This is a genomic window from Cohnella sp. LGH (assembly GCF_017671885.1).
GTDB classification, from domain to species: domain Bacteria; phylum Bacillota; class Bacilli; order Paenibacillales; family Paenibacillaceae; genus Cohnella; species Cohnella phaseoli.
The window spans coordinates 6,869,982-6,884,341 of record NZ_CP072117.1 but is presented as its reverse complement, the minus strand read 5'-3'; the positions used below and the strand labels follow the sequence as shown (position 1 = coordinate 6,884,341).

Annotated in this window: 11 protein-coding genes; 2 read left to right on the top strand and 9 right to left on the bottom strand. The window is 57.3% G+C overall.

The features are described 5' to 3' along the window. Positions 1-31 precede the first annotated feature (31 nt). Both J4772_RS28540 and J4772_RS28535 read right to left on the bottom strand, forming a co-directional pair. Entirely contained in the window at positions 32-691 is a 660-nt protein-coding gene (locus J4772_RS28540) for a response regulator (RefSeq protein ID WP_116065841.1), read from the bottom strand. Between the two features lie 53 nt (positions 692-744). After that, positions 745-1,173: a GAF domain-containing protein gene (locus J4772_RS28535; protein WP_116065840.1), complete on the bottom strand. Its 429-nt coding sequence runs from the start codon at positions 1,171-1,173 to the stop codon at positions 745-747. A 332-nt stretch (positions 1,174-1,505) separates the two neighbouring features. Here J4772_RS28535 and J4772_RS28530 point away from each other — a divergent pair, with 332 nt between their 5' ends. Continuing rightward, positions 1,506-2,279, top strand: a complete 774-nt coding sequence (locus J4772_RS28530; protein WP_209072471.1) for a Crp/Fnr family transcriptional regulator — start codon at positions 1,506-1,508, stop codon at positions 2,277-2,279. A 165-nt stretch (positions 2,280-2,444) separates the two neighbouring features. Here J4772_RS28530 and J4772_RS28525 read toward each other — a convergent pair whose 3' ends face one another. From J4772_RS28525 to J4772_RS28500, 6 genes are all read right to left on the bottom strand, one after another. Next, positions 2,445-5,933, bottom strand: coding sequence for a glycosyl hydrolase (locus J4772_RS28525; RefSeq protein ID WP_209072470.1), 3,489 nt, complete (start codon positions 5,931-5,933; stop codon positions 2,445-2,447). 37 nt (positions 5,934-5,970) lie between these two features. Further along, positions 5,971-6,798: a carbohydrate ABC transporter permease gene (locus tag J4772_RS28520; RefSeq protein WP_209072469.1), complete on the bottom strand. Its 828-nt coding sequence runs from the start codon at positions 6,796-6,798 to the stop codon at positions 5,971-5,973. 13 nt (positions 6,799-6,811) lie between these two features. Next, the gene (locus J4772_RS28515) at positions 6,812-7,711 is read right to left on the bottom strand and encodes a carbohydrate ABC transporter permease (protein ID WP_209072468.1); all 900 of its coding nucleotides are present in this window, start codon (positions 7,709-7,711) and stop codon (positions 6,812-6,814) included. Between the two features lie 39 nt (positions 7,712-7,750). Then, entirely contained in the window at positions 7,751-8,209 is a 459-nt protein-coding gene (locus J4772_RS28510) for an Ig-like domain-containing protein (protein WP_209072467.1), read from the bottom strand. Positions 8,210-8,281: 72 nt separating this feature from the next. After that, the gene (locus tag J4772_RS28505; RefSeq protein ID WP_209072466.1) at positions 8,282-9,877 is read right to left on the bottom strand and encodes an ABC transporter substrate-binding protein; all 1,596 of its coding nucleotides are present in this window, start codon (positions 9,875-9,877) and stop codon (positions 8,282-8,284) included. 13 nt (positions 9,878-9,890) lie between these two features. Next, positions 9,891-10,820, bottom strand: a complete 930-nt coding sequence (locus J4772_RS28500) for a nucleoside hydrolase (RefSeq protein WP_209072465.1) — start codon at positions 10,818-10,820, stop codon at positions 9,891-9,893. A gap of 383 nt (positions 10,821-11,203) precedes the next feature. Between J4772_RS28500 and J4772_RS28495 the strand changes: the two genes are divergently transcribed. Beyond that, entirely contained in the window at positions 11,204-11,980 is a 777-nt protein-coding gene (locus J4772_RS28495) for an AraC family transcriptional regulator (RefSeq protein WP_209072464.1), read from the top strand. A 48-nt stretch (positions 11,981-12,028) separates the two neighbouring features. Here J4772_RS28495 and J4772_RS28490 read toward each other — a convergent pair whose 3' ends face one another. Beyond that, positions 12,029-14,326, bottom strand: a complete 2,298-nt coding sequence (locus J4772_RS28490) for a glycosyl hydrolase (protein WP_209072463.1) — start codon at positions 14,324-14,326, stop codon at positions 12,029-12,031. Between the last annotated feature and the right edge of the window lie 34 nt (positions 14,327-14,360).

The following is a 14,360-nucleotide window of genomic DNA, read 5'->3' as shown; positions in this document are numbered from 1 at the left end:
GCCGTTTTCCGTCCATCCGTATTTTCCGTAATCATGCGTCAAAATTCAGCAGTCCTTTCTTCATCGCGAACTTGACCAGATCGGGCCTCGTTTTAAGATTAAGCTTATCCATCAAGTTGCTCTTGTGCGACTCGACCGTTTTGACGCTGATGATCAACTGCTCGGCAATATCTTTGTTTGTGTAGCCCTGCGCGACTTTGGCGAGAATTTCCCGTTCTCTCTCGGACAACGATTCGTACGCTCCCCCGTCGCCTCCGCCGTTCTTCAGCTTATCCAAATATTCGCTCATCAGCCTTTTGGTCGCGGTCGGGTGCAAATACGCATTGCCCTCCGCCACATGGCGAATCGCGCTGACCATCTCTTCATGCGGCGCGCTCTTGAGCAAGTAACCGGAAGCTCCCAGATGGATCGCCCGGAACAAATATTCTTCGTCGTCATGCATCGTCAAAATCAATACGGCCGCGCTCGGAAGCACCTTCTTCAGCTCGGCGGTCGTGCTCAGCCCGTCCTTGCCGTGCGGCATGCTCAGATCCATCAGCACGACGTCGGGGCGGCACTCCAGCGCTTTGGCAATCGCTTCTTCGCCTTCGGCCGCTTCCCCTACCACTTCCATATCCTCCTTAGCGCTAAGCAGCATCGCCAGGCCGGATCGAACGACGGCATGATCGTCGACCAGCAAAATTCGGATCATTCCCCCGCCTCCTGATCAAAATCGGACTTTATATACAAACTTTTATACCGCTATCATAACAAATCCTGAAACCATTCGGCTATCTCGGCGGCGACTTTCGTCACGGTTTCGCGTTCAGGCTGGCCGTACGCTCTCTTCGTCCGATTTCCCGCCAGCAATATGCCGACGATGTCCGATCCCGCCATAATGGGGGCGGCGTACGCGGATTGCAGCCCCTCCGTCAACAGAATCGAGTCGGCGCGCTTCTTGGCGTTGCCGCTGTCCCAGACGAGCCCGCGTCCCACTTTGATAACCTCGCCTTCAATCCCTTGTCCGTACCCTATGCTAATGTAAGAATAGCGATTGTTTAAGTTGCCGGACGCCCATCTCCAACGGGCGCTTCGTTCCCTCCGATCAATAACGGCGAGTGCCGCCAGATCGCTGTCCAACGCTCCCCTTACCCCTTCGAGCACTCCCTGAATCTGTATATCCCTCGTTCCCATGCGGCATTCCTCCGTTCGGATCCTCACTCATCTTCTATTGTAACTAGCCTGCCCCTGCTTGTAAGTCAGGGAATCCCCTGAAAGACCGCGGGAGAATCCCCCATCTTTGCCTCAGCCGCCCGATTTCCCGCCTTTCCGCCCCGTCTGCGATACCTGACTTCATGATTTAACGAAGCTTCGGCGCATATTTTGCGCGTTTTTTTACGCCAAATGTGATTTTCCTCACAGAAAAATAGGGGAATTCCCCTTATGCATTTCAGCGTATTCCCGGATAACATTCATTTCCTGCACGAGGTACGATAGAGGTAACAGAACGAGGGGAGATGGCAGCGATGGGCAGCAATGGGCTGGCAATTGCGATGACAAATGAACGGACGGGGACAGGGACGAGGGCATGCCCCGGTCATATGGGGATCGCAAACTTCTGCGAGCCTAAGCAGTTCGCGCTTCTGGAAAGCATCATGGTTCCCATCCGGGTCCCCGCTGGCGGATTCCTGTTCTGGGAAGGCGACGAAGCGGATCACGCTTACTACGTTCGCAGCGGAAGAGTCAAACTGCACAAATCGACGGAAGACGGCAAGGAGTACATTCTGTCGATCCTTAAGGCCGGAGATATGATCTGCGAATTCGCGGCGGGACATATGAGCCTCCAATACGCTTTTACCGCCGAAGTGACGGACAACGCCGAGATCGGCGTCATCCATCGGCAGGATCTCGAGGCCGCCATGCGTCAGGACGGCGAGCTAGCGTTCGGATTTATGGCATGGATGGCCTACAACCACCGGGTTACGCAATCGAAATTTCGCGATCTGCTGCTCTTCGGCAAGCCGGGGGCACTGGCTTCGACCTTGATTCGCCTCAGCAATTCGTTCGGCGTTATGGAACCGTACGGAATCCGTATCGATATGAAGCTGACCCACGCGGAACTGGCCGATTTTATCGGGGCGACGCGCGAGAGCGTCAATCGGATGCTGAACGAATTCAAAGAAAAGGATATTCTCGATTTCCGCTACGGTAAAATCATCATCCGCAGTCTCGGCGCGCTGCAAAATATCTGCCGCTGCAATACGTGCCCGACTTGCCCTGAAGAGATTTGCCGAATATAAAGAGGTATGTAGGCTTAGCCCTTGAAGGCGAGGGACATTCCCTTTCTCCATTTCATTCGGTTGTCCTTCAGTGTATCTTTGGGTTCAACATTTAACGAATAAACAAGGCATGCGTCCTCCTTCGAGAAAAGGAGACGCATGCCTTATCGGTTTCTATACAACAATTTACTCGCCGGACGAAATCCGTTTCACCGTGAACGACGTCAGCCCGCCGTTTGCGTTATGCAGGCCTACGACGACGTAAACGTTCTTGCCGTCGAACAATCCGCCCGGCAGATCGTCGAGCTCGCCGCCGGTATCCAGCCTCGTTCCGTTAACGTAATAGCCCCACTTGCCGCTGACCGCGTCCCGTTTTAAGCGGATAGCGAAAGCCTCGCCGACATCGGCGTCCAACGTCTTGACCATGAGCGTCCGCTGCGTCGATCCTCCGCCGAAATCGGCATATCCGTCCACCTGAGCCTTCAAGACTCCGCCGTCGTTGCGAAGCAGCGTCACGACGCCTCCGGGATCAAGCGTATTGAAAATATTGAAAAATTTCTTGCCGTCCAGAAAACTCAAGCTTACCCAGGCATCCTGCAGCGCTTCATCGGCTAACTCGCCAATCTCCATCTCCACCTCGATGTCGTCCGCATAGACAGGGCGGTTGAAGATCCCGCCGAACGCTCCGCCGCCCTGCCCGTCTACATAATACTTGGCGTCTCCGACAAACGTCAGCCCGCCGCCCGAGTTAGCCACCGCTCCGTCACGAACCGCTCCGCCGGCATCCTGCCCGCCTAGAATCGTCCAATCAGCGGCTTCCGGCTCGAACGTGACGACCATGCCCTGGCGTCCCGCGAACGTGAGATCGGCAGTCAGACGACCGTTCTTCGTCTTGAGCGGCAGCGGCACGACGCTGCCCGTGAGCGGGTCCCAGATCCGCGCCCGTTCCAGGGAAACGTTAAAGCTGGCCTCGAACCGGGCCGGATTTTCCGACGTGTTAACAATTAAATAAGCGTAGGAGTCCCCGATCTTCTGTTTGCGGTAGATGATGGCCGAATCGGGCTGATCGAGCGCGAAGTCGGGCTCGATCGCCGCCTTCACCGCAGCCGGAATCGCGGACTCTCCTACAACCGAAGTCACGTTCGGATGCGCGAGAAGTCCGTCGTACGCATCCTGGATGTCTCCGGCTGTCGTTCCCCGCTCGCCAATGACGTTTCCGCTGTCCAGCATAACGATGGCTACGCCCGCATCCGCCAGCGTCTCCAGCTTGTCCAGTGCCGATTCGCTCATGACAGACACGCGGGGAACGACCAGCGTCCGGTAAGCCGAACCGTCAGCGGTAACCAGCCTGCCTTCCGCCGTGTCCGCCTCCAGCACGCTCTCTTCATCTACATAATCGAAGTCGAGCTGACTTCCGACAAGCTGGAGCGCCGTCTGCTTCAGGCTCTCGCTAACGTCCACCGCTCCCGGTGCGAAATCCTCCGCATGAATCGACTGCGGCGGGAGCGTATGGGCCCACACGCTCTCGATCGGATAATACAGCGCGGTCTGGGCGACCGACGCGCCTCCGTCCAGCAAGTAGCCGAGCCGGCCGACATAATCGGTGAACAGCCGGTTATCCGCATTCGACATCTGGGTGTGCACATAATACGAGGTAAACGTGTCGACGCCGTACGCGAACTGAACGGCAATCGAGCCGAGCCGGCCGGTTATGCCCGCCTCCGAGCCGTCGAAAGCGTTCGAGATTTCGCTGTGCACATGCGGCTTACCCTCGTGCTTGGCGACGGAGCTGGCCAGCTTCGCCGTCGTAACGCCCCACACCTTGGCGATCCAGGGGTAAGCGGTCAGCAGATCGATACCCGGATAGTCCATTCGCCTATAAATCGACATCAGGTTGCCTTCGAATACGGCGTGGTGGAACAAATCCTCCTCCAGCAGAAGGTGGCCGGTGCAGGCGACGCCCTTGTCCGTGCAGAAGCCTTGCAGCGTGCCGAAGTAATTGTCCTCCAGCAGCTCAGACAGCGTCCGATAAAAGTCCCAGCGAACCTGCTTCGCCTGAGCGTCGTCCCCGCCTGCCAAATACGGCAAAAACGGATACAAATCATAACCGCGCTTCAGCTCGAAATCGTCCAGCAGCGCGTTGCCCCAGTTCAGGGAAGGCAGCAGCGGCACGTTCGGATCGGGCACGTCGCGGACAAGCGGCGTAACCGGCGGCGGGTCCAGATAGGTGCCGAGCAGGGAAGGCTCGTCGGTGAAAAAGGCTTCGATTCCGTTGCCGAAATAGGAGCCCAGACGCTCAAAATACTGCTCGTGCGTCCAGTCGACAAACGTTTCCGCCGCCTCCTTTTCCAACAGGTTGACGTATCTGCGCTGCTCGAACCAGTTGTTGGCGGCATGCGAGCCTTCATAGAACGGCTTTTGAACCATGTAAAAAACGACGCGATCGCCGGTGGGAGCGCTCCAGTTCAAGCTGCCTCCCGCGTCGAGAAACGGACGTAGATCGGTCATCGTCGCGGCGGAGAAATTATCCCTTGTTCCCTCATAAGCAGCCGCCAGCACTACCTCGCCGTGTCCGGTCGGATGAGGGATGGTGATCGTTTCGCTGCCCGACGTCTCCCGGACGATCGTCGCCAGTCCTTGCGCTTCCAGATCCGGGCGCTCCCGCAGCACGATGCCGCCCGCTCCCCCGCTCGGATAACCCTCCTCGTCATAAATCCACATTCGGAGCCCAGCCTCGTCGATGGCGTATTCGACGTTATCGACAAGCGTACTCCAGTTCGTCTCCGACTCCAGGTAGTCGGAATACGGCACATTCGTCACGATGCCTCCGTAGCCCAAATTCTTCAGATCGTCGATCATCGAAGTCGTCAGGTTATCGTGGATAATGCGCAGCGGCCGATATTGCAGCGGCGGATTGGCGAAGATTCTCTCGTTAAATACCTTCTGTCCGTCCGCCTCCGGTTCGTACTGAGCGCCGCTGGAAATCCGACTTACCCGGAACGACGTCTCATGCCCATTCACGTTGTGGACGCCGACGACAACATAAACGTCCTTGCCGGCAAACAGACTGGCCGGCAGATCGACGAGCTCGCCGCTGCCGTCGAAGCGAACGCCGTTGACGCTGTACTGCCAGCGCCCCGCGAAATCCCGCTTCAACCGCAGTTCAAGCTTCTGGCCGACGGCAACGCCTGTCGTTTTATTCAACAGCGTCCGATGATTCGTCGCGCCGAACGGAGCGTATCCGTCCACTTGGACGCTTACGATCCCTCCGTCGTTGCGAAGCAGCGTCACGACGCCTCCGGGATCAAGCGTATTAAGAATGTTGAAAAACTTCTTCGCATCCAGGAAGCTCACGCTGACCCAGGCGTCCTCGACCGCTCCGTCGGCAAGCTCCTCGATCGTCAGCTCCACGCGGATGTCGCTTGACTCGACGGGACGGTTGTAGATGCCGCCAAACGCTCCGCCTCCCTGCCCGTCTACGTAATACTTCGTTTCTCCCGAGAACGATACGCCGTCCTGATCGCATGTCAGATCGCCCGTCTTCGGCTGTTCGTTCGTGTCATGGCCGACCAGCTCGGTCCAGTCGCATAATCCGTTCGCACCGGCGGCCGCCGGAAATACCGGCAGAAACGATGCGATCGTCAACACCGCAAGCATAAGCTTTAATCCTCTCATTGCCAGCCCTTCTTTCCTATATAGAATGGGAAAGCCGCTAAAGCTTAATGGAAGTGGAAAGCAAGCCTTGGATATAGTAGCGATTCGTAAAGCTGAACAGCAGCAGGAGCGGCAGGGAAGCGACCACGTAGCCGCCGAACGTGACCGGCAGATTCGTAGAATACTGTCCGGTGAACGTAATGATCAGTCCCGCCGCGATCGTCAGCAGATTGTAGTCGTTGATCGTGATCATCGGCCACAGAAAATCGTTCCAGACGCCGACGATCTGCATGATGGCCAGCGTCCCCATGATCGGCACGCACAGCGGAAGCGCGATTTTATAGTACAGCTTGAAATCGTGCGCGCCGTCCATCTGGGCCGCCTCGAAGAAATCCTTCGGAATTCCCTCGAAAAACGAGCGAAGCAGAAACACTCCGAAGATCGGGCCGCCCGTCGCAATGGGCAGAATAAGCACCGCGTACGTATCGAGCAATCCGAACGTCTTGTAGAGCATATAGCCCGGCACCAGCGTAAGCACGCCCGGAATCATCATCAGGGCAATGACCGAGAAGTACAGCACGTTCCGCCCGAAAAAGCGCATGCGCGCGAATGTGAAGGCGGCGAGCGAGGCGATCGCCAGCATCAGCGTCGTGCCGACGCCCGCCACCAGAACCGTATTCAACAAATACCTCCACGTTCCGAGAAACGCGGTCCGAAAGTTGGATACGCGCAGCGGAAGCGTCGGATACCATTTACTCGTCATGAACGTCAAATCCGTCTTGAACGCCCCCCACAAGGTGAGCAGCAGAGGGTACAGCATAATCGCGATCAGAATGATGATGATCGTATGCAGCACCGCCTGCGATAAATGTCTGGCTATCGGCATGCGTTCGCTCCCCTTACGTATTCGAATCCGACTTCATCATCCGGAACGCCAGCAGGCTGAGCAAGAAAATTGCGGCGAACATAACCGTGCCGATCGTCGACGCGTAGCCCATCCTTCCGGCGGTAAAAGCTTCAATATACATGTAGTAGCCCGGCACATAGGTAGAGTAGCCGGGACCGCCGCTGGTCAGCACGATCTGAATGCCGAAGTCCTGAAGTCCGGAGATGATGCCGAAAATAAGAAAAAACCGAATTTGTCCCATCACATGCGGGATGTCGATCGACCAAATCCGCCTCCAGACGCTCGCCCCGTCCAATTGCGCCGATTCGATCACCTCTGTTGAGATGTTCATCAGGCCGGCCATATAGATCAGTACGCTTGTGCCGCCGATCCAGGGAAAACCCATGAACACAATGCTCAGGATGACCAGTCCGGGATCGCCGAGCCAGTGGATGACCGCATCGGGCTCGGCCAGGCCGAACGCCTTCATCAGGCCGATCGCCAGACCCGAGGTCGGGTCGTAGATGAACTTCCAGATCAGCAGGCTGACGACGCCGGGAGCGACGATCGGCAGTAAAATCAGAATGCGGTAGATCGATTGCATCTTTTTCTTCGTCACCGAAAAAATCATCTCCGCCATAATCAGCGGCACGACGATGCCGATCAGCAGGCGGGGAATCAGGATAAGAAAAGCGGTTGGGATCGAGTTCAGGAACACCTGGTCGCGAAACAGCTCCCGATAATTGTCCCATCCGATGAACTCCGCTTTCCCCACGCTGTCCCAGTCGAAGAACGAATGATAGATCCCGCTAAGCGGAGGAAAATAGCAGAATACAAGCAGCCCCACAAACAGCGGGGACAGAAACAAATAAGCTTTGCGGCTCTTCCAGATTTCCGCATACAGCGTTCTCATAGGCATAGCCTTCCTTTCCGTGCGGAGACGTCCGCGGTCCTACTCGCCGAAGATGTTGTCCAGGCTGTGCTCGCTTTTCGTCTCCTGCTCGGGCTGAACGAGATCGAGCTCTACCGTAAGTTTTGTATTGATCTCGATAAATACCGAATTGGACTCGTCGATAATGTCGATTTTGATTTTCCTTACCGGCTGAAGCTTGCTGGCCTTATAAGGATAATAGGTATATTCCGCTTCCCCGTCTGCGTTCGTGCGCATCCGGTTCGAGCTGAACAGCCCGCCGTTGCGAGGCAGTCCAAACAGGATATGCCCCTCCACGGGAAGGCCTTTGCCATCCAGCAGCCGAACCTTGAGCTTTACCGGAGACTGACCGTCCGCCGGGGCCGGCTGCGGCGACAGCTCGACGATCTCCAGCTTGAATTCGGTCGAACGGTAGTAATCGAAACCGACAAGAAGGGCGACGGTCAGAACGACCGCGATCCAGATCCATAGTTTTTTCATGCGTTTCCCCGCTTCCGTTCTCGTGGAGGAGGGGACAGGGCAGCTTCCGCTCCCCGGTCCCCCGTCTTCCGGTTACCAGCCTGCCGTGTCGATCTTCATGTTCGTGATCGCGGCGTCGGCGCTTTTTTGCTGAATGTCGTTAATCTTCTTGAAGAACGTCTCGTCGCTCGACTTGTCCAGCACCCACAGCTCGAACTCCTTGTGCATGAGCACGCTTTGCTCGTCGGTGAATGCGCCGGGCCAGTTGGCCTTCGGCACGATCGGGAATTGATTGTTCATCCAATCGTTTAGCAGCGGAGGAATTTCCGAGCCGCGCACCGCGCCGAGCGCCGCTCCCTGCTCGACGACGGCCATCGACACGTTCTCCGGCAGCGTCAGAAACTTCAGGAAAGCGATGGCCGCCTCGCGCAGATCGGGATTGTTCTCGACGACCGGCTTGAGAACATTCAGCGACAGGTCCGGTCCCGGCTGGAACGGCCCCTTCTCGGTGAACTCGATTTTCAGCGGCTCAATGTCCTTGGCTGCGAATTCCGTGACGAGTGGCGGAGGAATTAGCCCGAACTCGAACTGGCGCTCCATATTGCCGTTCTCCGCCGGGAGAGCCCACACGCCCTCCTCCTTCATCGCGACCTTGCCCTCGTTCCACAGCTTCGTGTAATCGGTATCCTGCCAGCCCGGAGACAGGAAGTCTTTATAGAACTTTTTGAGCTCGGTGTACACTTCCTTGGCGTATTCGTGCTCCAGCGGGCTATACAGCCCTTGCTTCACGGCGCGAATATTTTCCGCCAGCTCGATCTGGCCGTCCTTGTTGTAGTCGGTCTTGTCCATAATCGCTCCCGCGTAAGCCGGACCGACGCTGAACTGGATGTTCCAATGAGATAGCTCGATCTTTTTGAAGAAGCCCCACGGCGCGAACGGAATGATTCCATTCTCTTTAAACGTCTTCGCGACCTCGAACTGCTCGGCCCATGTTTTGGGCGGCTGCAGGCCGTACTTGGCGAACAGATCCTTGTTGATATAGTAGCCTGTCGGAGGACCGGAATAGAGCGCGAACGGGATGGCCACTAGGTTCTGGTGAGCGTCCACAAGCTCGCGGTGAGTCATCAGGTAATCCGGGAACAACTCGCGCCATTTCTCGTTGCCGGGCATGTATTCGTTCGGCGTATCGAGATCGGCGGACAGCGGTTCGTACCAGCCCCGCTCTTGATAAGCGTTGCCCCACGTAAATGTAATCGCCGGAGCGGTGCCAGCCGCCACTTGTGTCGTCAGCCACTCCGCAACCTCGTTCTGCAGCCCGCCCACCGGCTTCGTACGCGCCCATTCGATCGTAACGTTCGGATGGAGCTTCATGAATTCGTCGGCGATCACCTGCGTCGACTGAAATACGTTCGGGTTTTCCGGAGTCGCCTCCTTATTCAGCGTCGGCATCCAGCCGTGCAGATCGACGGACAAGGTGACGGGACGTCCTTCGGCGATCTGCTTCGGTCCTGCGCTTGCACTCGCCTCAGGCGAAGCGGAAGGTTCGACGCTCGCCTGTGAGGACGAAGGCGCGGACGGAGAGCTTGGCCCGGCGTTTCCGTTCGTTCCCGAGCAGCCGGTCAACGTCCATGCCAGACACGCAGCACCCAAGATGGCAACGCTTACTTTATTCGGCTTGCGAATGACCATTTTCTGAATCCCCCTAAGTGTGAATTTGCAGCACTCGATTGATATAAAAATCGGTAAAGCTCTGACTGTCGACTTGCGTGCATACCCAGACGCTCGAATCGGCGGCCTGCCGCTGCCAATTGAAATCGGACAGGTTTACGACGAGACCTCTCGTGTACTCGCCCCGAATCTCCACGCCGATGCGCCGCTGCTGCAGCGAGACGAACTCCGGACGGTAGGACACTGCCACGGCCAACGGATCGTGCAGGTAAATATGATTGGAATTCCAATGCTCCCGCATCCGCATAATCAATTGAGCGACGGGATCGTCGCTGGCGCGGAGCGCCTGCACCTGCGTCTCGGACAGCTCGCAGCGGAACGTGACGTCCAGTCCGACCGCAATCGTGCGAATTCCGGCATTCAGGACGACCTGAGCGGCCTCGGGGTCGCAGGAGTAATTGTACTCCGACAGGTTCACATCGTAAGCGCCCCCCATGACGACAATCTTCTCGATGTTATCGGCGATGGCCGGCTCGTACATAAGCGCCGTCGCGATGTTCGTTAGAGCCCCTAGCGTAATGAGCGTAATTTTGGATTCCGACATCTTGACCGTTCGAACGATAAATTGAGCCGCGGTCATCGTATCGTCGATCGGCTCGCCCTCCATTTCCGCCAAGTACTGGGGAGGCTTCTCCTCGTAGGGAATCGGTCGGCCGTACACCTTGTCGTTAACGATTGGCCGGCTCGCCCCCGGCACGACCGGAATGTCGTCCCTGCCCGCAAGGCGCAGCAGTCGCCCGGCGATCTGCGCTCTCGCTCTCGTATTTTTGAATACGGTCGTAACTCCCGCTACGTCCAGTTCCGGCGATCGGACGGCCAGATAAAGCGCGAACGCGTCGTCGATGTCGTCTCCGATATCCGTGTCGATGATGACTCTTAAGCGGGAATCCGCTGGGTTTGCCATTGTACTACCTCCGAATGCTATTCGTTTTCCGCAATGTTGTCTTGCCTGACGATTTTTCATCGGCTTCTAATCGAGCCTGACCTTGTCCCTTTCCCGTTAGCTGCTCTACAAGCACACGTTCTCTCTCTCTCTCAATTCCTCCTTTGCGCCGGACGAAGCCCTTACGGCCTCACCATCCGCATCTGATCGTGTCGACAACCTCAAGTTAGCATATCTCCAATCTCTCAGGCTATCACGATATGGTTAATGCTTATTCGAAATTGGCGCTTATCTTTTTCTCCGCCCCGCAAAACCCTTGCACATTTTGACAATACGAAAATGCTCTGCTACGATCGATTTGTTCGATATGGTGATTAAGATGCGATACAGCGAGGTGCTTCCCTATGTTCGCCCACCAGTTGGAATTCATTTTTTTCTATGTGCATAAGCCCGACACCCAGATTCTGAGCCATCATCACAAATGCTACGAGTTGGTCTATTACATCAGCGGCAGCGGCACGACGAACATCGAAGGCAAGGAATACGAATATGCCGACAACATGTTCAGTCTGATCCGGCCCGACACGTACCACAGCGAAACGCACGACACCGGAACGGAGCTTTTCTGCATCGGCTTTACGTTAAATGATACCGAAGTGATTGACGTACAAAACGGCGTGTATCCGGACCGCTCCTGCCAGCTCTTGCAGATCGTCAAGCGCATGAAGCAAGAGCTGCTAAGCAAGCGGCTCCACTACAACCTGAAGCTGGACCTGCTGCTCAGCGAATTTCTGATCGAGTTCGAGCGCACCCGCTCGCTCAGCTCGGCTTCCGACTCTTTCCGCTATATCGAAAACTTCATTCTCGAGAACTTCAACCAGAACATCAATCTGCCCGCGCTCGCCAAGGTGTCCGGATACAGCTACGACCATTTCCGGCACATGTTTAAGGAACGGACCGGGCTGTCGCCGATGAACTACATTATCGACAAACGAATCGACTACGCCAAACGGCTGATCGTCTCCACGGACATGACGCTGAGCACGATCTCCCAGGAATGCGGCTTCTCCACCAGCTCGCAATTTTCCAGCATGTTCCGCAGGCTCACCGGAAGGACTCCGAGCGAATATCGCCTTACGGGAGAGCGGCTCGTTCGGACGTTACGGGCGCAGCCCGAATAGGCAAGGAGGCCGAATTCCGGTCTCCTTGCCTATTTAGGTCTTGTCCGTTTAAGGCTCCACGGTAACGACGACCGCCTGCCATCCCTCCATCGTCAGCTCTGCGCTTATCCGACTTCCTTCGGTCTCGTGCGACAGCTCGCGAATCTCGCCCGTTTCCGGATTCCACAGACGAACGCGCTGGCCCGTTGCAGCCATAAGCGCTTGGAAGGGGCGGCTTTCGCGCGATGTGTTCACAAACAGAAAAGCGGACGAATCGGCGAAGCGCTGCGTTCGCGCCACGATCGACGGTTCGGCGGAGCTCAGCTCTATTGCGGGCGCGAAGGCGCGGCCGGCCGCCTCCGCCGCCTCGTCCGCTCCGTTCGCGCGGCGCACGTTGTCCCGCTGGAGCAGCCTGCGGAAGCGTTCGACAAGCTTGCCGCTGTCGGCGCCGGTCTCCGCCACGGAAGGGCCGTCTCCCTGTACGATCAGCGTCGTGCCGGCATCCGCGATCTCCTCCAGCCGATCCATCGCCTCCGTATCCAGAACGTCGATGCTCGGGATAAGCAGCGCCTCGTAACGTTTCCCCCCGGGAACGATCCAACCGCTCTTGTCCGTCTTGCTCTCGAGCAGGGCGGTGGAATCGATGTAGTCGAAGTCCGCTTGCCGCTCTACCAGCTTCAGGGACACCTGCTTGAAATTATCGCTCAGCGCCACCGCTTCGCGCGCGAAGTCCTTCGCATGCAGCGTCATCGGCGGCAGCGTCCGCGCCCATACGCTTTCGATCGGGTAATAGACGGCCAGCTTCGCGTCCGACGCTCCCCCGTCCAGCATATATCCGATTCGTCCAAGGAAGTCGGTGAAGGCGCGATTATCCTCGTCGCTCATCGTCTCGTGCCGATAATATGAATTAAACGTATCGACACCGTAAGCATACTGCACCGCCGCGGCGCCCAGTCGTCCCCGCAGCCCTCCGTCCTCGGCGTCGAATGCGCTCGAAATTTCGCTCATGACGCGCTCCCGTCCGTACAGCGAAGCCGCGGAGCTGGCCAGCTTGGCGACGGTGACGCCCCAGTCCTTGGCCTGCTCCGGGTACGAGGTCAGCATATCGATGCCGGGGATGTGCATTCGGCGGTATAGCTGGATCAGGTCGCCTTCGAATACGGCTTGATGGTACAAGTTCTCCTCCAGCAGCAGATGCCCGGACGAAGCGACGCCGTAGTCGTCCCCGAACTTCTCCAGCGTCCCGAAGTAGCTGTCCCCCAGCGTCTCAGACAGAGTGCGATAATAATCCCAACGCGTTCTAAGCGCCTTCTCACCGTCACCGGTAACGAGCAGCGGTAGATTGGGAAGCAAATCGTAGCCGCGGCGCTCCCGGAATTGTTCGGCCAGCCGATTCCCCCAATTCAGCGTCAGCAGCAGCGGAAAGTCCGGATCGGGTTCGTCTTTCGTCACCGGTTTGACGGGCGGCTCGTCAGTGAAGTAGGTACCGAGCAGAGAAGGCTCATCGGTGAAAAAGGCCTCGATGCCGCTGCCGAAATATTCGCCGACCTCCCTGCGGTATTGTTCGTGCGTGACCTCGACAAACTTGGCGGCGGTCTCTTCCTCCAGCAGATTCGGATAGCGTCGCTGCTCAAACCAGTTGAATGCAGCATGGGTGCCCTCGTAAAAAGGCTTCTGAACAAAATAAAATACGACCCAGCTCTCATCGTCGGCCGGCTTCCACTTTAAGCTTCCTCCCTCGTCCAGAGAAGCGGTCAGATCGACGAGGCTGTCCGGCTCAAACGTACTCTCCGTCCCCCGGTAAGCGACGGCAGAGACGACGCAGCCGTGACCCTGCGGATGAACGATCTCAATCTCCCCTCCGCCCTTCGTCTCTTCTGTGACGACGGCCAATCCCTGGGCTTCAAGGTCGGGCCGCTCCTTAAGCACGAGTCCGCCTGCGGCGCCGCTCGGCCACCCCAATTCGTCGTACAGCCACACACGCAGCCCCAGCGTATCGATGGCGTACGATACGTTCTGCTTGAGCATTCTCCAGTAGTCCGGCGCCTGCAAGTACATCGAGAACGGCTTGTACTCCACATTCGTAACCAAGCCCCCGTACCCGAGATCCTTCAGCTTCTTTATCACGCCCGAATGTACGCTTTCATGCAGAATGCGCAGCGGACGGTATTTCACGTCCGGATCGCGGAACGCCTCCTCTTCGAACGTCTTCGAGCCTAACGCCCGCGCCTCGTACGATACGTTTCCCGTTCCGGCCTCCTTGCCGCCCGCTCCCTCCGTTTCCACCCACTTTACGGCTCCCGCCGTCACTACGGCCGCAACGGCCAACGCCGCGCAGCCCGTCGCCAATGCTTTCCTTTTGTCCATAACCGCAACTCCCCTGTCGCTTGTATGGCTAACA

Excerpts from the sequence above, each read along its gene's own strand:
- J4772_RS28535 (WP_116065840.1), bottom strand. The coding sequence starts at position 1,173 with ATGGGAACGAGGGATATACAGATTCAGGGAGTGCTCGAAGGGGTAAGG.
- J4772_RS28500 (WP_209072465.1), bottom strand. The coding sequence starts at position 10,820 with ATGGCAAACCCAGCGGATTCCCGCTTAAGAGTCATCATCGACACGGAT.
- J4772_RS28520 (WP_209072469.1), bottom strand. The coding sequence starts at position 6,798 with ATGCCGATAGCCAGACATTTATCGCAGGCGGTGCTGCATACGATCATC.
- J4772_RS28510 (WP_209072467.1), bottom strand. The coding sequence starts at position 8,209 with ATGAAAAAACTATGGATCTGGATCGCGGTCGTTCTGACCGTCGCCCTT.
- J4772_RS28525 (WP_209072470.1), bottom strand. The coding sequence starts at position 5,933 with ATGAGAGGATTAAAGCTTATGCTTGCGGTGTTGACGATCGCATCGTTT.
- J4772_RS28530 (WP_209072471.1), top strand. The coding sequence starts at position 1,506 with ATGGGCAGCAATGGGCTGGCAATTGCGATGACAAATGAACGGACGGGG.
- J4772_RS28515 (WP_209072468.1), bottom strand. The coding sequence starts at position 7,711 with ATGAGAACGCTGTATGCGGAAATCTGGAAGAGCCGCAAAGCTTATTTG.
- J4772_RS28495 (WP_209072464.1), top strand. The coding sequence starts at position 11,204 with ATGTTCGCCCACCAGTTGGAATTCATTTTTTTCTATGTGCATAAGCCC.
- J4772_RS28505 (WP_209072466.1), bottom strand. The coding sequence starts at position 9,877 with ATGGTCATTCGCAAGCCGAATAAAGTAAGCGTTGCCATCTTGGGTGCT.
- J4772_RS28490 (WP_209072463.1), bottom strand. The coding sequence starts at position 14,326 with ATGGACAAAAGGAAAGCATTGGCGACGGGCTGCGCGGCGTTGGCCGTT.
- J4772_RS28540 (WP_116065841.1), bottom strand. The coding sequence starts at position 691 with ATGATCCGAATTTTGCTGGTCGACGATCATGCCGTCGTTCGATCCGGC.